We start from the raw sequence: 24,525 nt of genomic DNA on the forward strand, positions 1-24,525 counted from the left end.
ATGAACAAGGAGTTATGACATGCAATCGCGCCACTTGAAGTTGCTCGCCGCCGCCACACTGACCGCCTGGTCGCTGACCGCCGGTTTCGCCCAGGCCGCCGGTGTCCTGACCATCGGCTGCCGTGAAGACAGCACCACGTTCGACCCGATCAAAAGCGCGCAAAACCGCGACACCTGGGTCTTCGCCAACGTCTACGACACCCTGGTACGCGTGGACAACCTGGGCACCAAGATGGAGCCGGGCCTGGCCGAAAGCTGGGATATCTCCAAGGACGGCCTGACTTACACCTTCAAACTGCGTGACGCGAAGTTCTCCGATGGCTCGACCATTACCGCCGACGATGCGGCATTCAGCCTGCTGCGTATCCGCGACAACAAGGCTTCGCTGTGGGCTGATCCGTTCAACTTGATCAACACGGCCAAGGCATCGGACCCGAAAACCCTGGTGGTCACGCTGAAAACCCCGGCCGTCGCCTTCCTCTCGCAACTGGCGTCGCCGACGGTGTCGATCCTGTCGGAAAAAGCCATGACCAAGATGGGCGAAGACGCCTACTCGGAAAACCCGGTGACGTCCGGCGCGTTTACCGTAGACGAGTGGCGCAAGGGCGATCGGGTGATCCTGAAGAAGAACCCGAACTTCTGGCAGGCCAGGAACGTGAGCCTGGATGGCGTGGAGTGGGTCTCCGTTACCGACGACAACACGCGCATGCGCATGGTGCAGAACAATGAGCTGGACACGGCGATCTTCGTACCGTTCTCGCGGGTTGAAGAGCTGAAGAAAGACAAGAACGTGGTGATCCACGCCGACCCGTCCACCCGTGAAGATCACCTGCTGATCAACCACGCCCACGGGTTGCTGGCCAAGCCGGAAGTGCGCCAGGCGCTGGACATGGCCATCGACAAACAATCGCTGGTGAAGACCGCCACCTACGGTCAGGGCACTGTGGCCTATTCCTACATTCCAAAGGGCTCGCTGTACCACTACGCCAACAACCTGCAGCGCCCGTATGACCCCGCCGCCGCCAGGAAGCTGCTGGAGCAGGCCGGTGCGAAGGACTTGAAGCTCAACTACGTGGTCAACGCCGGCAACGAAGCCGACGAGCAGATTGCGGTGATCATCAAGGACCAGTTAGCCAAGGTCGGCGTAACCGCCAACCTGCAAAAGGTCGATCCGACCCAGAGCTGGCAGATGCTGGTGGACGGTGAGTACGATATTTCGGTGATGTACTGGACCAACGACATCCTCGACCCGGACCAGAAGACCACCTTCGTGCTGGGCCACGACACCAACCAGAACTACATGACCCGCTACAGGAACGACAAGGTCAAGGACCTGGTGGCCCAGGCACGGATCGAGGCCGACCCGGTCAAGCGTGAGCAGATGTATGTGGAGTTGCAGAAACTGGCGAAACAGGATGTGAACTGGATCGACTTGTACTACAGCCCGTACATCAACATCTCACGCAAGAATGTGAGCAACTTCCTGCAGAACCCATTGGGCCGCTTCACCCTTGAAGAAGTGGTGAAAAACTAAACCACACTGCTGAAAAATGTGGGAGGGGGCTTGCCCCCGATAGCGGTGGGACAGTCACTGTATCTGTTGACTGATCCACTGCAATCGGGGGCAAGCCCCCTCCCACATTTGGTTTTACAATGTGCCGGTTATTGCGCGTCGAACGCCTGGCCGTTGATGCCGGCACTGTCCGGCCCCATCAGGTACAGGTACACCGGCATGATTTCTTCCGGAGCAGGCCGTTCCATCGGGTTTTCCCCTGGATACGCCTGGGCGCGCATGCTGGTGCGCGTGCCACCTGGGTTGATGCTGTTGGAGCGTACTGCTGCCACATCCTCAAGCTCATCGGCCAAGGTTTGCATCAAGCCTTCGGTCGCAAACTTCGACACGCCATAAGCGCCCCAGTAAGCCCGACCCTTGCGGCCGACGCTGCTGGAGGTGAACACCACCGAGGCATCCTTCGACAGCTTGAGCAGCGGCAACAAGGTACTGGTCAGCATGAACATCGCGTTGACGTTCACGTGCATCACCCGCATGAAGTTCTCGCCGGACAACTGTTCGAGCGGCGTACGCGGGCCGATGATCGAGGCGTTGTGCAGCAGGCCGTCGAGGTGGCCGAATTCTTTCTCGATCATCGCCGCCAGCTCATCGTATTGATGGGGCAGGGCGGTCTCCAGGTTGAAGGGGATCACCACCGGCTGTGGTTGGCCTGCGGCTTCGATTTCGTCATATACCTGGGCAAGGTTGGCTTCGGTCTTGCCCAACAACAGCACGGTAGCGCCGTGGGCGGCGTAGGTTTTCGCCGCCGCCGCGCCAATCCCGCGACCGGCGCCGGTCACCAGGATGATTCGGCCTTTGAGCAGGTCTGGACGCGCGGAGTAATCAAACATAAATAGCCTCGATAAAATTCAGCAGCTTATGAACCCCAACTCTGAAAACACTGAAGATCCCCTGTGGGAGGGGGCTTGCCCCCGATGAGGGCCTATCAGTCATAGAGGTGCGGGCTGGCACACCGCTATCGGGCGCAAGCCCCTCCCACATTGGATCTTCATAGAGGGTGGGGGCGTTGAGTAATCAGCAACTGCACAGTGCGTTATCCAGCACCTTGCGCAGTTCCAGCGGGTGATCCACCACCACATCGGCACCCCAATGGCGTGGGTTGTCGTCCGGGTGGATGTAGCCATAAGTGACCGCCGCCGTGCGGGTGCCGGCGTCGCGGCCGGACTCGATGTCGCGCAGGTCATCGCCCACGAACAGCACGCTGGCCGGGTCCAGGCCGAGCATCTTGCAGGCCAGGATCATCGGCTCCGGGTCCGGCTTGCTGTTTTTCACGTGGTCCGGGCAGATCAGCAGTGCCGAGCGTTCGGCCAGGCCGAGTTGCTGCATGATCGGCTCGGCAAAACGCAGGGGTTTGTTGGTGACCACGCCCCAGATCAGCTTGGCCTTCTCGATGTCTTCGAGCAGCTCCGCCATGCCGTCGAACAACTTGCTGTGGACCGCGCAGCCCTTGAGGTAGCGCTCGAGGAATTCCTGGCGCAGTTCTTCGAAGCCTGGGGATTCCGGGTCCATCGAGAAGGTCACCGCAACCATTGCCCGCGCACCGCCGGAGATTTCATCGCGGATGTGCTGGGGGTTGATCGGCGGCAGGTCGCGATCGGCGCGCATCGCCTGGCAGATCGCGATGAAGTCCGGCGCGGTATCCAGCAGGGTACCGTCCATATCGAAGAGAACCGCTCGCAACTTCACAGGCTCACTCCTCGCGCAGGGTCTGGATCATGTAGTTGACGTCTACATCGTTGGCCAGCTTGTAGTGCTTGGTCAGCGGGTTGTAGGTCAGGCCGATGATGTCCTTGACGGTCAGCCCGGCCTGGCGGCTCCACGCACCCAGCTCGGACGGACGGATGAATTTCTTGAAGTCATGGGTGCCGCGCGGCAGCAGCTTCATGATGTATTCGGCGCCGATGATCGCGAACAGGTAAGCCTTGGGGTTGCGGTTGATGGTGGAGAAGAACACCTGGCCGCCGGGCTTGACCATGCGGAAGCAGGCGCTGATCACCGAGGACGGGTCGGGCACGTGTTCCAGCATTTCCAGGCAGGTGACCACGTCGAACTGCTCGGGCATCTCTTCGGCCAGGGCTTCGGCGGTGATCTGGCGGTATTCCACGCTCACCCCGGACTCCAGTTGATGCAATTGGGCAACGGCCAAGGGCGCTTCGCCCATGTCGATACCCATCACGGTCGCGCCGCGTTGGGCCATGGCTTCGCTGAGGATGCCGCCGCCGCAACCGACGTCCAGTACTTTTTTGCCGGCCAGGTTGACGCGTTCGTCAATCCAGTTGACCCGCAGCGGGTTGATGTCGTGCAAAGGCTTGAACTCGCTTTCGCGGTCCCACCAGCGATGAGCCAGGGCTTCGAATTTGGCGATTTCGGCGTGGTCGACGTTGCTCATGGTGAATCCTCTGAATCTGATAAATCGGTTTGTCGGTCTTGAACGCCAGGGTTCAAGGCCGTCGTTATTCGCTGTGCCCGCTGATGCGTTGGCCCCAGGCGATGGCCGTGGCGGTCAACTGTTGTTCATCCATGCGGGTCAATTGCCGGTCGTCGAGCAATTGCTTGCCAGCGACCCAAAGGTGTTTCACGCAATCGCGTCCGGTGGCATATATAAGCTGTGAGACCGGATCATAGATCGGTTGTTGCGCCAGCCCCGACAGATCGAAAGCAACGATATCCGCCGCCTTGCCGACTTCCAGCGAGCCGATCTCGCTTTCCAGGCCCATTGCTCGCGCGCCATTGAGGGTGGCCATGCGCAGGGCGCGATGGGCATCGAGTGCGGTGGCCGAACCGGCGACGGCCTTTGCCAGCATCGCCGCCGTACGCGTTTCGCCCAACAGGTCAAGGTCATTGTTGCTGGCGGCGCCATCGGTGCCGATGGCCACATTCACGCCAGCCTGCCACAGACGCTCCACCGGGCAAAAGCCGCTGGCCAGTTTCAGATTGGATTCCGGGCAATGGATGACGCTGGTGTTGCTTTCTACCAGCAAAGCCAGGTCGTCCTCGCTGATTTGGGTCATATGAACGGCCTGGAAGCGCGGGCCCAGCAGCCCCAGGCGACCCAGGCGCGCCAGCGGGCGCTCGCCGGTCTGCTCGACCGCTTGCTGCACTTCGAAGGCGGTTTCGTGAACATGCATATGGATCGCGGCGTCCAGCTCTTCGGCGATCACCCGGATTTTTTCCAGGTTGTCATCGCACACGGTGTAGGGCGCGTGGGGGCCGAAGGTGATCTTGATGCGCGGGTGGTGCTTGAGGTCGCCGAACAGCTCGACACCCTGGCGAATCGCCTCGTCGGCACTGCCGGCACCGGGGATCGGAAAGTCGAGGATCGGAATCGCAATCTGTGCGCGCATGCCGCTGTTGTGCACGCAGTCGCTGGCGACCTTGGGGTAGAAGTACATGTCGGAGAAGCAGGTGATGCCGCCCTTGAGCTGTTCGGCGATGGCCAGGTCGGTGCCGTCACGCACGAACGCTTCATCGACCCACTTGGCTTCGGCGGGCCAGATGTGTTTTTCCAGCCAGGTCATCAGCGGCAGGTCATCGGCCAGGCCGCGAAACAGGCTCATCGCCGCGTGCCCGTGGGCGTTGACCAGGCCGGGGCTGAGCAACATGCCCGGCAGTTCGCAGGTCTCCTTGGCGGTCAGCTTCAACGCCGCCTGGCGAGGCCCGATAAACGCAATGCGCCCATCGCGGATGCCCAGGCCGTGTTCCTTGAGCACCACGCCGGCGGGTTCGACAGGTACCAGCCAGGTCGGCAGCAACAGTAAGTCGAGCGGGGCGGCAGTGGCAGTCATCGCGGGCTTCTTCCCAGGCAGCTATAAAAGAAGGGCGAAGTATACCCGAGCGTCCTGGCTGGCGGATCGCTATAATCGGCGGCTTTGTTTATGAGTGCGGAGTAAGGGATGCGCGATCGACTGTTGGCAGCGGAGAAAGTGAAGGCCATCGAATGGCGTGATGGCGCACTGTACCTGCTCGATCAGCGTGCCTTGCCGTCCCGCGAAAGCTGGGTGGCCTGCGTGACGGTCGATGCAGTGGCTGCAGCCATTCGCTCGATGGTAGTGCGCGGTGCGCCGGCCATCGGCATCAGCGCCGCATATGGCCTGGTGCTGGCCGCCCGCGAGCGGATCGCCGAGGGCGGTGACTGGCAGGCAGCGTGGGAAGAAGACTACGCATTGTTAGCCGATGCCCGCCCCACCGCGTCGAACCTGTTCTGGGCCTTGAAGCGCATGCGTGACCGGCTCGACCGCGTCAAAAAGCACGCCGACCCTGTGGCGGTGCTGGAAGCGGAAGCCATCGCCATCCATGAAAGTGACCGCGAAGCCAACCTGACCATGGCCCAGCTGGGCGTCGAGCTGATCCGCAAGCACCAGGGCAACGCTCAGGCCATCCTCACCCACGGCAACGCTGGCGCACTGGCGACCGGCGGTGTCGGTACGGCGCTCGGGGTGATTCGCGCGGCCTACCTCGAAGGCATGGTCGAGCAGGTCTACGCCAATGAAACCCGGCCCTGGCTGCAAGGCTCGCGGCTGACCGCCTGGGAGCTGGCGGGCGAGGGCATTCCGGTGACGGTGAATGCCGACTCGGCCGGTGCGCATATCCTCAAGACCAAAGGCGTGACCTGGGTGATTGTCGGCGCCGACTGCATTGCCGCCAACGGCGATGTGATCAGCAAGATCGGCACTTACCAGTTGGCTGTGTGTGCGATGCACCACGGCGTGCGTTTCATGGTGGTGGCGCCGAGTTCCACCCTGGACCTGATGATGGCCACTGGCGATGACGTTGCCCTGGAAGAGCGCGATGCCGGTGAGTTGCTGGAAGTCGCCGGCCAGCGCTTCGCGGCAGATGTGGCGGCCTTCAATCCGGTGTTCGACGTGACCCCGGCCGACCTGATCGATGTGATCGTGACCGAAAAAGGCGTGGTTGAACGGCCGGATACCGCCAAGCTGGCCAGGTTGATGTGTCGTAAGCGCTTGCATTAAGCCAATTTGCCCCCGAAATCGGGCTTGGTTCCAGCTCTGAGCCCCTCTCGTCGCCCTCAAGCCTGTCATCCGTCAACTTACTATGCTCCATGCGCATCAGGGGGATAGGTGCGTGGCGGCGATTGTGATAACATCCGGCGGTTTCCAGGGCTGCCCCGAGGGGTGGCCTATAACGTGCAGATCCGTGTCATAACTCGTTGATTTGTCGTAAGTCGTTGTCAGGCACTCTGCCGGCAGCGGCGAGCTTCGTTCGTCCCATATGGATGTGACGAGGTTTCACCCGAAAAAGGAATCAGGCTTCTCATGGGCGAACTGGCCAAAGAAATCCTCCCGGTCAATATCGAAGACGAGCTGAAACAGTCCTACCTCGACTACGCGATGAGCGTAATTGTCGGTCGGGCACTGCCTGATGCGCGCGATGGCTTGAAGCCCGTGCACCGGCGTGTGCTGTTCGCGATGAGCGAGCTGGGTAACGACTGGAACAAGCCGTACAAGAAATCTGCCCGTGTTGTCGGTGACGTGATCGGTAAGTATCACCCTCACGGCGACACTGCGGTGTACGACACCATCGTTCGGATGGCCCAGCCGTTTTCCCTGCGCTACCTGCTGGTAGACGGCCAGGGCAACTTCGGTTCGGTCGACGGCGACAACGCCGCGGCCATGCGATACACCGAAGTGCGCATGACCAAGCTGGCGCACGAGCTGCTGGCCGACCTGCATAAAGAAACCGTGGACTGGGTGCCGAACTACGACGGCACCGAAATGATCCCGGCCGTCATGCCGACCAAGATCCCCAACCTGCTGGTCAACGGTTCCAGCGGTATCGCCGTGGGCATGGCGACCAACATCCCGCCGCACAACCTCGGTGAAGTCATCGACGGTTGCCTGGCCCTCATCGACAACCCCGAGCTGACCGTCGATGAGCTGATGCAATACATCCCCGGCCCGGACTTCCCGACCGCCGCGATCATCAATGGTCGCGCCGGCATCATCGAAGCCTATCGCACCGGTCGCGGCCGCATTTACATGCGTGCCCGCTCGATCATCGAAGACATCGACAAGGTCGGTGGCCGCCAGCAGATCGTCATCACCGAGCTGCCTTACCAGCTGAACAAGGCACGTCTGATCGAGAAGATCGCCGAGCTGGTCAAAGAGAAGAAGCTCGAAGGCATCACCGAGCTGCGCGACGAGTCCGACAAAGACGGTATGCGCGTGGTGATCGAGCTGCGTCGTGGCGAAGTGCCTGAGGTGATCCTCAACAACCTCTACGCCCAGACCCAGCTGCAAAGCGTGTTCGGTATCAACGTGGTTGCACTGATCGATGGCCGCCCGCGCATCCTGAACCTCAAGGACCTGCTGGAAGCCTTCGTGCGTCACCGTCGCGAAGTGGTCACCCGCCGTACCGTGTTCGAACTGCGCAAGGCCCGCGAGCGCGGCCACATCCTGGAAGGCCAGGCAGTTGCGCTGTCGAACATCGACCCGGTGATCGCTCTGATCAAGGCCTCGCCAACCCCGTCGGAAGCCAAGGAAGCGTTGATCAGCACCCCTTGGGAATCCAGCGCCGTGGTGGCGATGGTTGAACGTGCCGGCGCCGACTCGTGCCGTCCGGAGACCCTGGACCCGCAATACGGTCTGCGTGAAGGCAAGTACTTCCTGTCGCCGGAACAGGCCCAGGCCATCCTGGAACTGCGCCTGCACCGCCTGACTGGCCTGGAGCACGAGAAGCTGCTGGCCGAGTACCAGGAGATCCTCAACCAGATCGGCGAGTTGATCCGCATCCTCAGCAGCGCCGTGCGCCTGATGGAAGTGATCCGCGAAGAACTGGAAGTGATCCGCGCCGAATATGGCGATGTGCGTCGCACCGAGATTCTCGATGCACGCCTCGACCTGACCCTGGGTGACATGATCCCGGAAGAGGAGCGCGTGGTGACCATCTCCCACGGTGGCTACGCCAAGACCCAGCCGCTGGCTGCGTACCAGGCTCAGCGTCGTGGTGGTAAAGGTAAATCGGCTACCGGCGTGAAGGATGAGGACTACATCGCTCACCTGCTGGTTGCCAACAGCCACACCACGCTGCTGCTGTTCTCCAGCAAGGGCAAGGTGTACTGGCTCAAGACCTACGAAATCCCGGAAGCGTCCCGTGCCGCCCGTGGTCGCCCACTGGTCAACCTGCTACCGCTGGACAGTGATGAATACATCACCACCATGCTGCCGGTCGAGGAATACACCGAAGGTCACTTCATCTTCATGGCCACCGCTAAAGGCACCGTGAAGAAGACCCCGCTGGAATCCTTCAGCCGCCAGCGCAGCGTGGGCCTGATCGCCCTGGAGCTGGACGAAGGCGACGTGCTGATCTCCGCTGCCATCACCGACGGCGAGCGTGAAGTCATGCTGTTCTCCGACGGCGGTAAAGTAACGCGCTTCAAGGAATCCGACGTTCGTGCCATGGGCCGTACCGCCCGCGGTGTGCGCGGCATGCGCCTGCCGGAAGGGCAGAAGCTGATTTCGATGCTGATCCCGGAAGAAGGCAGCCAGATCCTCACCGCTTCCGAGCGTGGTTATGGCAAGCGCACCGCCATCAGCGAGTTCCCGGAGTACAAGCGTGGCGGCCAGGGCGTGATCGCCATGGTCAGCAACGACCGCAACGGCCGTCTGGTCGGTGCGGTGCAGGTGCTCGACGGCGAGGAAATCATGCTGATCTCCGACCAGGGCACCCTGGTACGTACCCGTGTGGCTGAAGTGTCGAGCCTGGGCCGTAACACCCAGGGCGTGACCCTGATCAAGCTGGCCAAGGACGAAAAACTGGTCGGCCTGGAGCGTGTCCAGGAGCCATCGGAAGTCGAAGGCGAAGAGCTGGAAGGCGAGGAGTTTGAAGGCGAGGTGATCGCAGCAGGCGATGACAACGTCGACGAGCCAACCCTCGACGCTGCCGCAGACGAAGAAGAACCGCAGGAATAAGCGGACACACAGGGGGCGGATGAAGATTCGCCCCCTTGTTGTTTGTCCCCTTTGAAACATGTGGGAGCTGGCTTGCCTGCGATGGCATCACCACGGTATCACTGACGTACCGAGGCGCCTGTATCGCAGGCAAGCCAGCTTCCACAACGGTCCGCTCCGGAAGCAGAGCGTTGCCGAACATGATTGCAGCCCCACCAGATCAGAGTGAGATTGGATGTGAGCAAGAGAGCCTATAACTTCTGTGCCGGTCCCGCGGCGCTTCCTGAAGCAGTCCTGCAGCGTGCGCAGGGTGAACTCCTCGACTGGCATGGAAAAGGCCTCTCCGTGATGGAAATGAGCCATCGCAGCGATGAGTTCGTGTCCATCGCCACCAAGGCCGAGCAGGATCTGCGCGACTTGCTGGACATCCCTTCCAACTACAAAGTGCTGTTCCTGCAGGGCGGCGCCAGCCAGCAATTCGCCCAGATCCCGCTGAACCTGCTGCCGGAAGACGGCACTGCCGACTATATCGACACTGGTATCTGGGGCCAGAAGGCCATTGAAGAGGCTTCCCGTTACGGTCACGTCAATGTGGCGGGCACCGCCAAGCCTTACGACTATTTCGCCATTCCGGGTCAGAACGAGTGGAAGTTGTCGAAGGACGCTGCCTACGTGCACTACGTGGCCAACGAAACCATTGGCGGCCTGGAGTTCGATTGGGTGCCGGAAGTGGGCGACGTGCCGCTGGTGTGCGACATGTCCTCGGACATCCTCTCGCGTCCTATCGACGTGTCCCGGTACGGCATGATCTATGCCGGTGCCCAGAAGAACATCGGCCCGAGCGGCATCCTGGTCAACATCATCCGCGAAGACCTGCTGGGCCGTGCCCGTTCGCTGTGCCCGACCATGCTCAACTATAAGGTCGCGGCGGATAACGGCTCGATGTACAACACCCCGCCGGCGTTCGCCTGGTACCTGTCCGGCCTGGTCTTCGAGTGGCTGAAAGAGCAGGGCGGTGTCGCTGCGATGGGCAAGCTGAACGAAGAGAAGAAGCGCGTCTTGTACGACTTCATCGACGCCAGCGGCCTGTACAGCAACCCGATCAACCTGACTGACCGCTCGTGGATGAACGTGCCGTTCCGCCTGGCTGACGACCGCCTGGACAAGCCGTTCCTGGCCGGTGCCGACGCGCGCGGCCTGCTGAACCTCAAGGGGCACCGCTCGGTGGGTGGCATGCGCGCCTCCATCTACAACGCCGTCGACATCCACGCGATCAACGCGCTGGTTGCCTACATGGCAGAGTTCGAAAAGGAACACGGCTAATGTCTGAGCAAGAACTCAAGGCCCTGCGCGTACGCATCGACAGCCTGGACGAGAAAGTCCTGGAGCTGATCAGTGAGCGCGCGCGGTGCGCCCAGGAAGTGGCAAGGGTGAAGATGGCGTCCCTGGCCGAAGGCGAAGTGCCGGTGTTCTACCGGCCCGAGCGTGAAGCCCAGGTGCTCAAGCGTGTGATGGAGCGCAACAAGGGCCCGCTGGGCAACGAAGAGATGGCGCGGTTGTTCCGTGAAATCATGTCCTCGTGCCTGGCGCTGGAGCAGCCGCTGAAAGTGGCCTACCTCGGCCCGGAAGGCACCTTCACCCAGGCGGCGGCCATGAAGCACTTCGGCCACGCGGTGATCAGCAAGCCAATGGCGGCGATCGACGAAGTGTTCCGTGAAGTGGCGGCCGGTGCGGTGAACTTTGGCGTGGTGCCGGTGGAAAACTCCACCGAAGGCGCGGTCAACCATACGCTGGACAGCTTCCTCGAGCACGACATGGTGATCTGTGGCGAAGTCGAGCTGCGCATCCACCACCACCTGCTGGTGGGTGAGAACACCAAGACCGACAGCATCAGTCGCATCTACTCCCACGCCCAGTCGCTGGCCCAGTGCCGCAAGTGGCTGGATGCGCATTACCCGAATGTCGAGCGCGTGGCGGTCTCCAGCAACGCCGAAGCCGCCAAGCGGGTCAAGGGTGAGTGGAATTCGGCAGCCATCGCTGGCGATATGGCGGCAGGCCTGTACGGCCTGACGCGCCTGGCCGAGAAAATCGAGGACCGCCCGGACAACTCCACGCGCTTCCTGATGATCGGCAGCCAGGAAGTACCGCCGACCGGTGACGACAAGACCTCCATCATCGTGTCCATGAGCAACAAGCCCGGCGCACTGCATGAGCTGCTGGTGCCGTTCCACGACAACGGGATTGACCTGACGCGCATCGAGACTCGTCCTTCGCGCAGCGGTAAATGGACTTATGTGTTCTTTATCGACTTCATCGGCCATCACCGCGACCCACTGGTCAAGGGCGTGCTCGAGAAAATCAGTCAGGAAGCCGTGGCACTCAAGGTGCTGGGCTCTTACCCGAAAGCGGTTTTGTGAGGCTTTAACATGAGTGGCAACTTCCTCGCCCTGGCGCAGCCGGGCGTGCAACAACTGTCGCCTTACGTTCCGGGCAAGCCTGTGGACGAGCTGGCGCGTGAGTTGAACCTGGATCCTTCGAAAATCGTCAAGCTGGCGAGCAACGAGAACCCGCTGGGCCCTAGCCCCAAAGTCCTGGCGGCGATCCGTGAAGAGCTGGCTGAGCTGACCCGGTATCCGGACGGCAACGGCTTCGCGCTCAAGTCGCTGCTGGCGGAAAAATGCCGCGTCGAGCTGAACCAGGTGACCCTGGGCAACGGTTCCAACGACATTCTCGAGCTGGTCGGCCGTGCCTACCTGGCGCCGGGCTTGAACGCGGTGTTCAGTGAGCACGCCTTCGCGGTCTATCCGATCGTGACCCAGGCCGTCGGTGCCGATGCGCGCATCATTCCGGCGAAGGATTGGGGCCATGACCTGCCGGCCATGCTGGCAGCCATCGATGCCCGGACCCGCGTGGTGTTCATCGCCAACCCGAACAACCCGACCGGCACCTGGTTCGACGCCCAGGCGCTGAACGACTTCCTGCAAGACGTGCCCGAGCACGTGCTGGTGGTGCTGGACGAGGCCTACATCGAGTACGCCGAAGGCAGCGACCTGCCGAACGGCCTCGATTTCCTGGCCGCGTACCCGAACCTGCTGGTGTCGCGCACCTTCTCCAAGGCTTACGGCCTGGCATCGCTGCGCGTGGGCTACGGCCTGTCCACTGCGGTGGTTGCCGATGTGCTGAACCGCGTGCGCCAGCCGTTCAACGTCAACAGCCTGGCTCTGGCAGCGGCCTGTGCGGCGGTGAAGGATACCGAGTACCTCGAGCAAAGTCGTCGTATCAACGAAAGCGGCATGCTGCAGTTGCAGGAAGGCTTCCGCGAGCTGGGCCTGGGCTGGGTTCCGTCCAAGGGTAATTTCATCTGCGTCGACCTCGGTCAGGTGGCCGCTCCGGTATTCCAGGGCTTGTTGCGTGAAGGTGTGATCGTGCGTCCGGTGGCCAACTACGGCATGCCGAACCACCTGCGCATCACCATCGGTCTGCCGGCTGAAAACAGTCGCTTCCTGGAGGCGCTGGCCAAGGTTCTGGCTCGTGGTTGATGTCACTGCATTGCAACCTGCTGTGCCTATGATCGGTCGCCTGGTGGTGGTCGGCCTGGGGTTGATCGGCGGCTCCTTCGCCAAAGGCCTGCGTGAAAGCGGGCTGTGTGGCGAAGTGGTCGGTGTGGACCTGGACCCGCAATCGCGCCAGTTGGCGGTCGAGTTGGGCGTGGTGGATCGCTGTGAAGCGGACCTGGCGCTCGCCTGCCGGGGCGCGGATGTGATCCAGCTGGCCGTGCCGATCCTGGCCATGGAGAAATTGCTCGCCGTGTTGGCGGGCATGGACCTGGGCCAGGCGATCCTGACGGACGTCGGCAGTGCCAAAGGTAATGTGGTGCGCGCGGCGCAGCAGGCGTTTGGTGGCATGCCGACGCGCTTCGTGCCGGGTCATCCGATTGCCGGTTCGGAGCAAAGCGGGGTGGAGGCGTCGAATGCGCAGCTGTTCCGTCGACACAAAGTGATCCTGACGCCGCTTGCGCAAACCGATCCGGCGGCGCTGGCGGTGGTCGATCGCCTGTGGCGCGAGTTGGGTGCGGATGTCGAGCATATGCAGGTCGAGCGTCACGACGAAGTGCTGGCCGCGACCAGCCATCTGCCGCATTTGCTGGCGTTTGGCCTGGTGGATTCTTTGGCCAAGCGCAACGAAAACCTCGAGATTTTCCGTTACGCCGCCGGTGGCTTCCGCGACTTCACGCGGATTGCCGGCAGCGACCCGGTGATGTGGCACGACATCTTCCTCGCCAATCGCGAAGCGGTGTTGCGCACCCTGGACACCTTCCGCAGCGACCTCGACGCCTTGCGCGATGCGGTCGACGCCGGGGATGGCCATCAATTATTGGGTGTGTTCACCCGTGCGCGGGTGGCGCGTGAGCATTTCAGCAAGATCCTGGCACGCCGGGCGTATATGGAAACCGCTGTGAACGCTGATGACCTGACCTTCCTCGCCAACCCGGGCGGCCGCTTGAGCGGAAGCATTCGGGTGCCGGGCGACAAGTCGATTTCTCATCGGTCGATCATGCTCGGTTCGTTGGCTGAGGGTGTGACGGAAGTCGAAGGTTTCCTCGAAGGCGAGGACGCCCTGGCGACTCTGCAGGCGTTTCGCGACATGGGCGTGGTGATTGAAGGGCCGCACCATGGGCGCGTGACCATCCACGGCGTGGGGCTGCATGGTTTGAAGCCCGCACCGGGGCCGATTTACCTCGGCAACTCGGGCACCTCCATGCGCCTGCTGTCCGGTTTGCTGGCTGCGCAGAGCTTCGACAGCGTGCTGACGGGCGACGCTTCCCTGTCCAAGCGTCCGATGAACCGCGTGGCCAAGCCGTTGCGGGAAATGGGCGCGGTGATCGAGACCGGCCCGGAAGGGCGTCCGCCCCTGACTATCCGGGGGGGGCAGGTGCTCAAAGGTTTCGATTATTCGATGCCGATGGCCAGTGCGCAGGTTAAATCCTGCCTGTTGCTGGCCGGGCTTTACGCCGAGGGCAAGACCTCGGTGACCGAGCCTGCGCCGACCCGTGATCATACCGAGCGCATGTTGCGCGGTTTTGGATATCCGGTTGATGTGGTAGGGGGCAAGGCGTCGGTTGAGTCGGGCCATGCGTTGGCTGCAACACATATTGAAGTGCCGGGGGATATTTCCTCTTCGGCGTTTTTCCTGGTGGCGGCTTCGATTGCCGAAGGCTCCGAGTTGTTGCTGGAGCACGTGGGTGTCAACCCGACCCGCACCGGCGTGATCGACATTCTGCGGCTGATGGGGGCGGACATTACCTTGGAAAATCCGCGTGAGGTGGGTGGCGAGCCGGTGGCTGACCTGCGTGTACGTGCCGCGGCGTTGAAAGGTATTGAAATTCCCGAGGCGCTGGTGCCTTTGGCGATCGACGAGTTCCCGGTGCTGTTCGTTGCGGCGGCCTGTGCCGAAGGGCGGACCGTGTTGCGCGGCGCTGAAGAGCTGCGCGTGAAGGAGTCCGACCGTATTCAGGTCATGGCCGATGGTCTGCTGGCACTGGGCGTGACGTGTGAACCGACCCCTGATGGGATTATCATTGACGGTGGCCCGATGGGTGGCGGTGACGTACATGCCCATGGCGATCACCGGATTGCCATGGCATTCAGCGTGGCTTCCCTGCGGGCGGCGGCGCCGATTCGTATCCGTGACTGCGCCAATGTTGCTACGTCTTTTCCGAACTTTCTTACACTGTGTGCCCAAGTCGGCATCCGTGTTGCCCAAGAGGCTCAATTGTGAATATCAAAGCACCGGTGATTACCATCGACGGGCCAAGCGGCTCGGGCAAAGGCACGATCGCCGGCATCCTGGCCAAGCGCCTGGGCTGGTGCCTGCTGGATTCCGGCGCGCTGTACCGTCTGCTGGCATTCGCCGCACGCAACCATGGCGTCGACCTGACCAACGAAGAATCCCTGAAGCTGCTGGCGGCGCACCTCGATGTACAGTTCGTCGGCGCGACGGAAGGGCATCCCCAGCGCATCATCCTTGAAGGGGACGATGTGACCGATGACCTGCGCAATGAGCAAGTTGGCTCCTGGGCCTCCCAGGTTGCCGCGCTGCCAGCGGTGCGGGACGCATTGTTGCAGCGCCAGCGGGCTTTCCAGGAGCCGCCGGGCCTGGTGGCCGATGGCCGCGATATGGGAACCGTGGTGTTTCCCGAGGCGCCATTGAAGATTTTCCTGACCGCCAGCGCCGAGGAGCGGGCTCGCCGCCGCTACTTGCAGTTGAAGGGCAAAGTCGATGGTGTTAGTCTGTCGAGTCTGCTAGATGAGATCCGTGCACGCGATGAGCGTGATACCCAGCGCGCAGTAGCCCCGCTCAAGCCGGCGGCTGATGCCATACAGCTGGATTCCACGGAGCTGTCCATCGAGCAGGTGCTGGAACGCATCTTGAGTGAGATCGCCATTCGCGATATCGCCGGGTGACCAAGAAGGCCGCAGGGGACCAGTCATAGTCCTGTGGTGCTTCTTTTAATTGAAACTGACCCACATCGTCTGGGGTGTGGAGATGGGCGTATTCTTCGCCCTTATCAACAGGAATTAAAATGAGCGAAAGCTTTGCGGAACTCTTTGAAGAAAGCCTAAAAACCCTGAACCTTCAGGCAGGCTCCATCATCACCGGTGTTATCGTTGATATCGATTACCAAGCTCGCTGGGTAACCGTTCACGCTGGTCTGAAGTCTGAAGCTCTGATCCCGCTGGAACAGTTCTACAACGATGCTGGTGATCTGACAATCAATGTCGGTGACGAAGTTCACGTTGCTCTGGACTCGGTTGAAGACGGTTTCGGTGAAACCAAGCTGTCCCGTGAAAAAGCCAAGCGCGCTGAATGCTGGATTGTTCTCGAAGCAGCCTTCGCAGCTGAAGAAGTGGTCAAGGGCGTTATCAACGGTAAGGTTAAAGGCGGCTTCACTGTCGACGTTAACGGCATCCGTGCGTTCCTGCCAGGTTCTTTGGTCGACGTTCGTCCAGTGCGCGACACCACGCACCTGGAAGGCAAAGAACTCGAATTCAAGGTCATCAAGCTCGACCAGAAGCGCAACAACGTTGTCGTTTCCCGTCGCAGCGTCCTGGAAGCAGAGAACTCCGCCGAGCGTGAAGCTCTGCTGGAATCCCTGCAGGAAGGCCAACAAGTCAAAGGTATCGTCAAAAACCTCACCGACTACGGCGCATTCGTCGACCTGGGTGGCGTGGATGGCCTGCTGCACATTACCGACATGGCTTGGAAGCGTATCAAGCATCCTTCCGAAATCGTCAACGTTGGCGACGAGATCGATGTCAAGGTTCTGAAATACGATCGCGAGCGCAACCGTGTTTCCCTGGGCCTGAAGCAACTGGGCGAAGATCCATGGGTTGCTATCAAAGCCCGTTACCCAGAAGGCACTCGCGTAACCGCGCGTGTTACCAACCTGACCGACTACGGCTGCTTCGCTGAGCTGGAAGAAGGTGTGGAAGGCCTGGTACACGTTTCCGAAATGGACTGGACCAACAAGAACATTCACCCTTCGAAAGTCGTACAAGTCGGCGACGAAGTGGAAGTTATGGTTCTGGACATCGACGAAGAGCGTCGTCGTATCTCCCTGGGCATCAAGCAGTGCAAATCTAACCCATGGGAAGATTTCTCTGGCCAGTTCAACAAGGGCGATAAAATCTCCGGCACCATCAAGTCGATCACCGATTTCGGTATCTTCATTGGTCTGGACGGCGGCATCGACGGCCTGGTTCACCTGTCCGACATCTCCTGGAACGAAGTGGGCGAAGAAGCTGTTCGTCGTTTCAAGAAGGGCGACGAGCTGGACACCGTTATCCTGTCGGTTGACCCAGAGCGCGAGCGTATCTCCCTGGGTATCAAGCAACTGGAAAGCGACCCGTTCTCTGAATACGTTCAGGACAACGACAAAGGCGCAATCGTTAAAGGCATCGTGAAGGAAGTTGACGCTAAAGGCGCCATCATCACTCTGGCCGACGATATCGAAGCGACTCTGAAAGCCTCCGAAATCAGCCGTGACCGCGTTGAAGACGCGCGTAACGTTCTGAAAGAAGGCCAGGAAGTAGAAGCCAAGATCATCAGCGTTGACCGCAAGAGCCGTGTAATCCAGCTCTCCATCAAGTCGAAAGACGATGCTGAAGAGAAAGAAGCCATCCAGAGCTTGAAAGACAAGCCTTCGGATAGCATCGCTGCTGGTCCTACCACTCTGGGCGACCTGTTGCGTGCACAAATGGAAAAACAGAACTAAGTTCTGTCAGACCATAAAAAAGGGTGACTTCGGTCGCCCTTTTTTGTGCCTGAAATTCGTTGAATCAACAACCTAGAACCAAGGCATACAGCTCAGTGTCAGAACTCACTATAGTCTTAAGAAAAATGCGGTTCTTGTGTTGTTGTTTCAGTAAGGATTTGAATGAACAGGCTTATCGTAATACTTGCAATGATAGTGCTCGCCGGTTGCTCCTCCACCAGCGCTAAAACCCACGTCAAGCGCGGCGTCAGCGGCACTGAGATCGATTGCTCGGGCCTTGGCAATCGCTGGGAGAAGTGCGAGAGGCGCGCTGCCCGTGAGTGCAAAATGCAGGGCTATAAGGTGATCACCAGGTCCAGCGACGCCAAGGACGAAGAGGGTGACTATCTGTTCGGTTGGAACCCGGCTGGTGCTGTAACGCGCACCATGTTGGTGATCTGTAATTGAAGAGCGAAAGCGCCGTCAATTGCCTGTCACCCATCCCGCAGATAAGTGAACGAGTGGGCTGTTCAAATTCATCAAGTCGTGCTAAAACCTTCGAAGCGCTTTTCCTAGCTGCTTGAAAAAGAAGGGAAAAATATGACGAAGTCGGAGTTGATCGAACGAATTGTCACCCATCAAGGGCTGCTTTCATCCAAGGATGTGGAGCTGGCTATCAAGACCATGCTTGAGCAAATGTCCCAGTGCCTGGCGACCGGGGATCGGATTGAGATCCGTGGGTTTGGCAGTTTCTCTTTGCACTATCGTGCGCCTCGTGTAGGCCGTAATCCTAAAACCGGCCAGTCCGTCAGCCTGGACGGTAAGTTTGTACCTCACTTCAAGCCGGGTAAGGAATTGCGCGATCGGGTGAACGAAGAAGAGGAAGAAGGCGTCTGAGTGTTTTTGGGGTAGGAGAAGGTTATGCGCGGAGTTAAACGCGTTGTTGTGGTGCTGACGGTGCTGGTGGTTTCGCTAGTGGTGTTGGCGTTTGTGCTGGAGAATCAGCAGGGCGTGTCTCTCTCATTCCTAGGGATGGCGACTGGGCCGGTGCCGGTGTCGGTATTTGTGATCGTGGCGTTGATTCTCGGTATGCTGATAGGGCCGTTGTTAGGTGTGTTGGTGCGCACTAGGCGTCATAGGTCGGTTCCAGCAGGGCGTGCCTAGGGGCGCTCTCTATTTAGTAGGTCGCGTGAGCGCACGCTTAGCAGCCGTTCGTCCGAAAACTGCCTTGACATGGCGCATCGGTTTCGCCTTTGTCCTGTAATGATGCGGTCATCCTCGAGTAGTTCCCATCCCCGGATTCATTGAGTTTAACTCGACAATTCGGAATTTCCTTTGCGCTTTCAGATTTTTCAGACATGGCCTCTGGCGGGTTGACGTGCCTGTTTGGGAAAAATCTGACGGCTCTGTCAAGACTTGTAATATGTCAGAGAGATGGCAAAATGAAATCTGTTCTCGATAACGGGCATTTTGTGCGCTCAAAATTTGGCAGAGACGCTGGGTTTTGGCGGTCATATAACTAAAATAAAAAACACATGAAATAGTCTGCATAACGAGCCCGCAGTTTCTCTTTGAAGGCAGGTTTTTGTTGTGAGTAGTAGTTTTCGTGCGCCTCCGGCGCCGTCCCCTGAAGACATGAATCTCGTCATCCTTTGTCGCGCCATCTGGCAGCAGAAGAAGCTCATTCTGGCGATGACTATGCTGTTGAGCATCATCTCATTTGCATATGCCATGCTTGCCACCCCTGAGTATCAGGTCACCAGTGTGCTTCGAGCTGCCGCCATCAATGAGCTTGATGAGTTGAATCGCTCAGAAATCTACAAGCTTCCTCCTGCGGAAGCTTTGACCAAGGTTGGGGCTGCGCTCGAGTCATATGACGTCCGCCTTGGCTTTTTCAGGGAAAACCAGCGGTTGTTTAAAGCGTTCGAGCAGCCAGGGCGTACCTTGGAACAAAGTTTTGAGGCATTTAATCGAGACTCTATAAAGCTCACAATGCCTGATAAAAAAAGCGACTCCCGAAATTTTTATATCAAACTGGAGATGAATTATCCGGAAGGAGTCGATGGCGTCACGATTCTGAATCGCTTGGTGGAATATACTATCTCGAGCGAGCAAAAGCAGATTGCAGCTGATTTGAAAGTAATTGTGAGAAACCGGCTGAGCGAACTTAAAGGCAAGCTCGATGCTGCTCGTGCTAATTACGATACCGAGAAAGAAGCAAAAATTGCTATGCTTTCAGAAATGGATTCGTTGAAACGAATGCAACTGGAAGATGAGCTCAAGGCACTTCGCGCGCAGTTGAAAAACACACGGTTGGATCGTGTGGCTCAACTTAACGAGGCTATAGAAATCGCCAGGTCCTTGGGCATCAAAAGGCCGGCTACCCCATCCTCCTTCGGGGGAGGCGATCAGGTAGGCTCTGCCAACGTCATGCGCACAGAAATCAACAACCAGCAGGTACCCTTATACTTCATGGGGGTCGATGCGCTGGAGGCAGAGAGAGTGGCGCTGATGAGGCGCAGGTCAGATGATTTCGTAGAGTCACGAATTGCTCAGATTGCCAAAGAATTGCAATTGCTTCAGGCAAACAGACAGATCGAAGTGCTTAAACTCCGGCAGAACGAGGACCTTTTTCTCAGTGGTGTAGAGCCTATAAGGGCGGAGTCTGCTCGTTTGCGCAACCTGAATCTTGACATGAGTCACCTTAAGCTGGTTGCTATTGATCGGCAGGCGTTAGATCCTCTGAAACCTATCAAGCCAAAAAAATCTCTTATAGTGGTGTTGGGTATCATGCTGGGTCTGTTGCTGGGTGTGTTGGTTGCAGTCTTCCGACATATGTTTTTCTTCACATCACGCATCACTCGGAATGATGAGTTGCGCTTGTCTGCCGAGAAAAGTGCACGAGTCGTAAGTGGCAAAGCGGCACCGCTCGTCTCTCCCAAATATTGATATCTTATAGTCAGGTGCACGCCGGGGCGCGAACGAAACCAGTAACTGCAGTGTTGCCTGCACTTGGTGCTCCCGTATCAACCTGCTGGTGTGAGGTTATTTGTTGACAAGAATTGCTGTCCAACCTGAAGCTTCAAGTCGGAAACAGACCCGACGCCCCCCTATTTTTAAGGTCGTATCTCTCAACAGAAATCATGCGTCAATGCATGTTTCGACCCGTCAAGAGCGTGTAAGCTGGGTTAAAGGGTGATGGCTTTTTGAGATCATTTTTTCTTTCCTGTTTCACAACTACATGGCCGACGTGCTGTCTGTGTATAAGGTATAAAGCGCTGAAGATGATGGTGTGCCCGGTTGAATTGGAGGGCCAGCGCTGTATCATCCGTAAAGAAATTCAAAAGGTGGCTGTTTCAGCAGTGCGGTTTTAGGGGCAGAATAGAGATATGAATTTCTGCCGGTGCCCATGATTAAGCCGGTGCCCATGATTAAACTGGCGGGAATATTTTGGCAAGGAGTGACGCAGTGATGAGCTTTGAGCAAGATAGTTTGAGCATTTTTGCGAGTGACCGCTCGTCCAGTAATGCGCGTGCCCGTTACTGATGGTGGAAGTCACTACAGCATGAGAATGACGCTAACGCTTTTGCCTGATGTCTTGTCTGTCAACCTGGTAATTCACGGTGGTTTTCGAGATTGGCCTATCAAAGCTATAACCGAGAGAGGTGTTGCAAAATGCCCTCAGGTGCTAATTTTTTCGCGTTTTGATCCGGTGCTCAAGAGAATAGCTGCATGCCGGACGAAACAGAGCGGCATATCCGGGAATAGCAGATTGCTTTTCTGCCGAGGGGGTTGGGGTTACAGATGTCGCTTACATGGTGTCGGTGCCCCGCTGAATGACCTTCCAGTGACGAATGTGGACCAGAGTGGCGACGCCTCCCACCATCCGCGTCCTATCTGTCTGGGCTCGGGCTGAATCAGTCTGAGTCGAATATTTCTGCCTTTTTAGTACTTTACGGAAAAAATATGCTTTTACTTGAAGATATAAAACTCGCCGTCATAGGTCTCGGTTATGTTGGCTTGCCATTGGCCATCGAATTTGGCAAACATCGTAGTGTTGTCGGTTTTGATATCAATGAGTTACGTATAAAAGCGTTAAAAACCGGGCATGATGCCACATTAGAAGTGAGTGAAGAAGAGCTCTCTGAGTCAAAATATATTTCCTACAGCTCCAGCCTAGAGGAGCTCAAGGATTGTAATGTCTTTATCGTCACCGTTCCTACGCCGATTGATGAGTATAAGCAGCCGGATTTGATGCCGCTGATTAAAGCCTCCGAAAGTATAGGCAGTATTCTGAAGAAAGGCGATCTGGTTATTTACGAATCCACGGTATATCCCGGAGCTACTGAAGAGGATTGCGTTCCCGTCTTGGAAAAAAATTCGGGGCTTGCGTTTAATATCGATTTTTTTGCTGGATACAGCCCGGAACGCATTAATCCAGGAGATAAGGAGCATCGCGTAACCACAATTAAAAAAGTTACATCGGGTTCAACTCCGGAAGTGGCAGACTTGGTCGATGCTTTGTATAACCAGATTATTACGGCGGGCACGCACAAGGCAAGTAGCATAAAAGTCGCAGAAGCGGCGAAAGTTATTGAAAATACTCAGCGTGATTTGAATATTGCCTTGATTAATGAATTGGCGATAATTTTCAACAAGATGGGAATTGATACTCAAGCGGTGCTTGAAGCTGCGGGCACCAAGTGGAACTTTTTACCTTTTCGTCCAGGGCTTGTGGGTGGACACTGCATAGGTGTAGATCCTTATTATCTTACTCATAAAGCACAATCAATCGGATATCATCCTGAAATCATTCTGGCGGGACGCCGCTTAAACGACAGCATGGGCGCCTATGTAGTTTCTCAGTTGGTAAAAGAAATGCTGAAGAAGCGTATCCATGTTGACAGTGCAAAAGTGTTGATAATGGGGCTTGCGTTCAAAGAAAATTGCCCGGACCTGCGCAATACTCGGATTGTCGATATCGTGCATGAATTGGCAGATTATAATATTGCTGTCGATATATGTGATCCATGGGTAGATGGTCAAGAAGCAAGGCACGAATACGACATTGATCTCACGGACACTCCAGAGCCAGGTACTTATGATGCGATAGTGCTTGCTGTCGCTCATGACGAGTTCAGATCCATGGGGGCAGAGAACATTCGCGCGCTTGGGAAGCCGAAGCACGTGTTGTACGACTTGAAGTACCTTCTGGATTCTGATCAGTCTGACATTCGGCTGTAAGAGAAATCAATGCCATAAAGTACGGTTCGTGGCCATGCTCTACTTTAAGCTAAATGGATAATCTATGACTCGTTATGAACAACTCTTGAATCGGCTTCCAGTTGAGCCTAAGACCTGGCTCGTAACCGGGGTTGCCGGCTTTATCGGCTCAAATCTATTGGAAACGTTGTTGAAACTTGACCAAAAGGTTGTCGGCCTTGATAACTTTGCTACGGGCCACCGGCGTAATCTGGATGAGGTTCGTAGTAGTGTCACTTATGATCAATGGTGCCGCTTCAGCTTCATTGAGGGTGATATTCGGAGTCTAGAGCGTTGCCGCGAGGCTTGCACTGGCATTGACTATGTTCTTCACCAAGCGGCGTTAGGCTCCGTTCCGCGCTCTCTCAAAGATCCTATTGCTACGAATCAAACCAATATTGACGGTTTCCTTAACATGCTGGTTGCTGCACGTGATGCCAATGTCAGCAGCTTCACCTATGCGGCCAGTAGCTCCACTTATGGTGATCATCCTGGATTGCCCAAAGTAGAAGGGGTCATTGGCAAGCCTCTATCTCCCTACGCGGTGACAAAGTACGTTAATGAATTATACGCAGAAGTGTTTGCGCGTAGCTATAACTTCAACACGATAGGGTTGCGCTATTTTAACGTCTTCGGTAAACGTCAGGATCCTGAGGGTGCGTATGCGGCCGTCATTCCGAAGTGGGCGGCTTCGATGATCAAGGATGATGACATTTTTATAAATGGCGACGGGGAAACCAGCAGGGATTTTTGTTTTATTGAAAACACCGTTCAGGCAAATTTACTGGCGGCGACGACGGAGGATCCATCTGCACGAAACCAGGTTTATAATGTGGCAGTCAGTGGGCGAACAACGTTGAACTCATTGTTTGTAGCGCTGAAGAAAGAGCTTGGTGTCAACGGTGTACTCTATACAAAAGATCCGATTTATCGGGACTTCCGTGAGGGCGATGTCAGGCATTCACAAGCTGATATTGGGAAAATCAAGGGCCGCCTCGGTTATGATCCACTCTATTTTATAGACGAAGGCGTGGCTAAAGCCGTACCGTGGTATATCACATTTTTAAAATGACTGTAGTCTTTTCAACTCGATAGTGTGACGGTATCAGAGGGGTGTGCGATGAGTCTTATTAAATGGATCAACTTCCAGACATTGGGTGATGAGCGCGGAAGTCTTGTTTCTATTGAGCAAGGTAAGGTCGTGCCCTTTGAAATCAAGCGTGTTTATTATATTTATCGAACAGCGGAAGGGGTAAGTCGCGGATTCCACGCTCACCGAAATCTACAGCAAGTTGCGATATGTCTGGCGGGCAAATGCCGCATGGTGCTGGATAATGGTGTGGTGCGTGAAGATGTTTGGTTGGATTGCGCAACAAAAGGGATTTTGATCGAGGGGGGAATGTGGCGAGAAATGCACGATTTCAGCGAACAGTGCATTTTGTTGGTGCTTGCGAGTGCACCGTATGATGAAAGTGATTATATTCGTAATTATGACGAGTTTTTGGCGACCGGGTGTGAGCTCTGAGGTG

20 protein-coding genes are annotated in these 24,525 nt (G+C 57.5%); 16 read left to right on the forward strand and 4 right to left on the reverse strand.

The genetic code is table 11. The features are described from left to right. Nucleotides 1–19 precede the first annotated feature (19 nt). Nucleotides 20–1,534 carry an ABC transporter substrate-binding protein gene (locus tag LUU92_RS08505; protein ID WP_257103448.1) on the forward strand — a complete coding sequence of 505 codons (1,515 nt, stop codon included), beginning with the start codon at nt 20–22 and terminating at the stop codon, nt 1,532–1,534. Nucleotides 1,535–1,662: 128 nt separating this feature from the next. Here LUU92_RS08505 and LUU92_RS08510 read toward each other — a convergent pair whose 3' ends face one another. From LUU92_RS08510 to LUU92_RS08525, 4 genes are all read right to left on the reverse strand, one after another. After that, complete coding sequence (locus tag LUU92_RS08510; RefSeq protein ID WP_071489059.1) at nt 1,663–2,403, reverse strand: YciK family oxidoreductase; 741 nt, start codon at nt 2,401–2,403, stop codon at nt 1,663–1,665. Nucleotides 2,404–2,587: 184 nt separating this feature from the next. Continuing rightward, the gene (gene mupP / locus LUU92_RS08515) at nt 2,588–3,259 is read right to left on the reverse strand and encodes an N-acetylmuramic acid 6-phosphate phosphatase MupP (RefSeq protein ID WP_071489060.1); all 672 of its coding nucleotides are present in this window, start codon (nt 3,257–3,259) and stop codon (nt 2,588–2,590) included. A gap of 4 nt (nt 3,260–3,263) precedes the next feature. Then, complete coding sequence (gene ubiG / locus LUU92_RS08520) at nt 3,264–3,962, reverse strand: bifunctional 2-polyprenyl-6-hydroxyphenol methylase/3-demethylubiquinol 3-O-methyltransferase UbiG (protein ID WP_071489061.1); 699 nt, start codon at nt 3,960–3,962, stop codon at nt 3,264–3,266. A 64-nt stretch (nt 3,963–4,026) separates the two neighbouring features. Then, nucleotides 4,027–5,358 (reverse strand): TRZ/ATZ family hydrolase, encoded by a 1,332-nt coding sequence (locus tag LUU92_RS08525; protein WP_071489062.1) that lies wholly within the window; start codon nt 5,356–5,358, stop codon nt 4,027–4,029. A gap of 108 nt (nt 5,359–5,466) precedes the next feature. Between LUU92_RS08525 and mtnA the strand changes: the two genes are divergently transcribed. The 15 genes from mtnA (at nt 5,467) to LUU92_RS08600 (ending at nt 24,521) form a co-directional block, all read left to right on the forward strand. After that, entirely contained in the window at nt 5,467–6,543 is a 1,077-nt protein-coding gene (gene mtnA, locus LUU92_RS08530; RefSeq protein ID WP_071489063.1) for an S-methyl-5-thioribose-1-phosphate isomerase, read from the forward strand. A 303-nt stretch (nt 6,544–6,846) separates the two neighbouring features. Continuing rightward, a complete protein-coding gene (gene gyrA, locus LUU92_RS08535) occupies nt 6,847–9,501 on the forward strand; it encodes a DNA gyrase subunit A (protein WP_010211963.1) in 2,655 nt (884 codons plus the stop codon). A 216-nt stretch (nt 9,502–9,717) separates the two neighbouring features. Then, nucleotides 9,718–10,803 (forward strand): 3-phosphoserine/phosphohydroxythreonine transaminase, encoded by a 1,086-nt coding sequence (serC, locus tag LUU92_RS08540; RefSeq protein ID WP_071489064.1) that lies wholly within the window; start codon nt 9,718–9,720, stop codon nt 10,801–10,803. After that, the gene (pheA, locus tag LUU92_RS08545; protein ID WP_003172650.1) at nt 10,803–11,897 is read left to right on the forward strand and encodes a prephenate dehydratase; all 1,095 of its coding nucleotides are present in this window, start codon (nt 10,803–10,805) and stop codon (nt 11,895–11,897) included. Before serC ends, pheA begins: the two co-directional genes overlap by 1 nt. 9 nt (nt 11,898–11,906) lie before the next feature. Continuing rightward, on the forward strand, nt 11,907–13,019 hold the full coding sequence (hisC, locus tag LUU92_RS08550) for a histidinol-phosphate transaminase (protein WP_071489065.1): 1,113 nt from the start codon (nt 11,907–11,909) through the stop codon (nt 13,017–13,019). Nucleotides 13,020–13,047: 28 nt separating this feature from the next. Then, a complete protein-coding gene (locus tag LUU92_RS08555) occupies nt 13,048–15,258 on the forward strand; it encodes a bifunctional prephenate dehydrogenase/3-phosphoshikimate 1-carboxyvinyltransferase (RefSeq protein ID WP_071489066.1) in 2,211 nt (736 codons plus the stop codon). Then, on the forward strand, nt 15,255–15,944 hold the full coding sequence (gene cmk / locus LUU92_RS08560) for a (d)CMP kinase (RefSeq protein ID WP_003172653.1): 690 nt from the start codon (nt 15,255–15,257) through the stop codon (nt 15,942–15,944). Before LUU92_RS08555 ends, cmk begins: the two co-directional genes overlap by 4 nt. 119 nt (nt 15,945–16,063) lie before the next feature. Then, nucleotides 16,064–17,755, forward strand: a complete 1,692-nt coding sequence (gene rpsA / locus LUU92_RS08565; protein ID WP_071489067.1) for a 30S ribosomal protein S1 — start codon at nt 16,064–16,066, stop codon at nt 17,753–17,755. 162 nt (nt 17,756–17,917) lie between these two features. After that, nucleotides 17,918–18,202: a hypothetical protein gene (locus LUU92_RS08570; protein ID WP_257103449.1), complete on the forward strand. Its 285-nt coding sequence runs from the start codon at nt 17,918–17,920 to the stop codon at nt 18,200–18,202. 132 nt (nt 18,203–18,334) lie between these two features. Continuing rightward, nucleotides 18,335–18,631, forward strand: a complete 297-nt coding sequence (gene ihfB, locus LUU92_RS08575) for an integration host factor subunit beta (protein ID WP_003189779.1) — start codon at nt 18,335–18,337, stop codon at nt 18,629–18,631. Nucleotides 18,632–18,655: 24 nt separating this feature from the next. After that, nucleotides 18,656–18,898, forward strand: a complete 243-nt coding sequence (locus LUU92_RS08580) for a lipopolysaccharide assembly protein LapA domain-containing protein (protein ID WP_257103450.1) — start codon at nt 18,656–18,658, stop codon at nt 18,896–18,898. A gap of 426 nt (nt 18,899–19,324) precedes the next feature. After that, nucleotides 19,325–20,683 carry a GNVR domain-containing protein gene (locus tag LUU92_RS08585; RefSeq protein WP_257103451.1) on the forward strand — a complete coding sequence of 453 codons (1,359 nt, stop codon included), beginning with the start codon at nt 19,325–19,327 and terminating at the stop codon, nt 20,681–20,683. Between the two features lie 1,017 nt (nt 20,684–21,700). Then, nucleotides 21,701–22,978: a Vi polysaccharide biosynthesis UDP-N-acetylglucosamine C-6 dehydrogenase TviB gene (gene tviB, locus LUU92_RS08590; protein ID WP_257103452.1), complete on the forward strand. Its 1,278-nt coding sequence runs from the start codon at nt 21,701–21,703 to the stop codon at nt 22,976–22,978. A gap of 64 nt (nt 22,979–23,042) precedes the next feature. Next, nucleotides 23,043–24,068 (forward strand): NAD-dependent epimerase/dehydratase family protein, encoded by a 1,026-nt coding sequence (locus tag LUU92_RS08595; RefSeq protein ID WP_257103453.1) that lies wholly within the window; start codon nt 23,043–23,045, stop codon nt 24,066–24,068. A gap of 48 nt (nt 24,069–24,116) precedes the next feature. After that, nucleotides 24,117–24,521 carry a sugar 3,4-ketoisomerase gene (locus LUU92_RS08600; protein ID WP_257103454.1) on the forward strand — a complete coding sequence of 135 codons (405 nt, stop codon included), beginning with the start codon at nt 24,117–24,119 and terminating at the stop codon, nt 24,519–24,521. Nucleotides 24,522–24,525 lie beyond the last annotated feature (4 nt).

The sequence above is a fragment of the Pseudomonas extremorientalis genome (assembly GCF_024584605.1).
GTDB classification, from domain to species: Bacteria; Pseudomonadota; Gammaproteobacteria; order Pseudomonadales; family Pseudomonadaceae; genus Aquipseudomonas; species Aquipseudomonas extremorientalis.

Bases quoted from the DNA above. Each gene is read 5' to 3' on its own strand.
- LUU92_RS08505 (WP_257103448.1), top strand. From the start codon at position 20: ATGCAATCGCGCCACTTGAAGTTGCTCGCCGCCGCCACACTGACCGCC.
- LUU92_RS08510 (WP_071489059.1), bottom strand. From the start codon at position 2,403: ATGTTTGATTACTCCGCGCGTCCAGACCTGCTCAAAGGCCGAATCATC.
- ubiG (WP_071489061.1), bottom strand. From the start codon at position 3,962: ATGAGCAACGTCGACCACGCCGAAATCGCCAAATTCGAAGCCCTGGCT.
- LUU92_RS08525 (WP_071489062.1), bottom strand. From the start codon at position 5,358: ATGACTGCCACTGCCGCCCCGCTCGACTTACTGTTGCTGCCGACCTGG.
- mtnA (WP_071489063.1), top strand. From the start codon at position 5,467: ATGCGCGATCGACTGTTGGCAGCGGAGAAAGTGAAGGCCATCGAATGG.
- gyrA (WP_010211963.1), top strand. From the start codon at position 6,847: ATGGGCGAACTGGCCAAAGAAATCCTCCCGGTCAATATCGAAGACGAG.
- pheA (WP_003172650.1), top strand. From the start codon at position 10,803: ATGTCTGAGCAAGAACTCAAGGCCCTGCGCGTACGCATCGACAGCCTG.
- hisC (WP_071489065.1), top strand. From the start codon at position 11,907: ATGAGTGGCAACTTCCTCGCCCTGGCGCAGCCGGGCGTGCAACAACTG.
- LUU92_RS08555 (WP_071489066.1), top strand. From the start codon at position 13,048: ATGATCGGTCGCCTGGTGGTGGTCGGCCTGGGGTTGATCGGCGGCTCC.
- rpsA (WP_071489067.1), top strand. From the start codon at position 16,064: ATGAGCGAAAGCTTTGCGGAACTCTTTGAAGAAAGCCTAAAAACCCTG.
- LUU92_RS08570 (WP_257103449.1), top strand. From the start codon at position 17,918: ATGAACAGGCTTATCGTAATACTTGCAATGATAGTGCTCGCCGGTTGC.
- ihfB (WP_003189779.1), top strand. From the start codon at position 18,335: ATGACGAAGTCGGAGTTGATCGAACGAATTGTCACCCATCAAGGGCTG.
- LUU92_RS08580 (WP_257103450.1), top strand. From the start codon at position 18,656: ATGCGCGGAGTTAAACGCGTTGTTGTGGTGCTGACGGTGCTGGTGGTT.
- tviB (WP_257103452.1), top strand. From the start codon at position 21,701: ATGCTTTTACTTGAAGATATAAAACTCGCCGTCATAGGTCTCGGTTAT.
- LUU92_RS08595 (WP_257103453.1), top strand. From the start codon at position 23,043: ATGACTCGTTATGAACAACTCTTGAATCGGCTTCCAGTTGAGCCTAAG.
- LUU92_RS08600 (WP_257103454.1), top strand. From the start codon at position 24,117: ATGAGTCTTATTAAATGGATCAACTTCCAGACATTGGGTGATGAGCGC.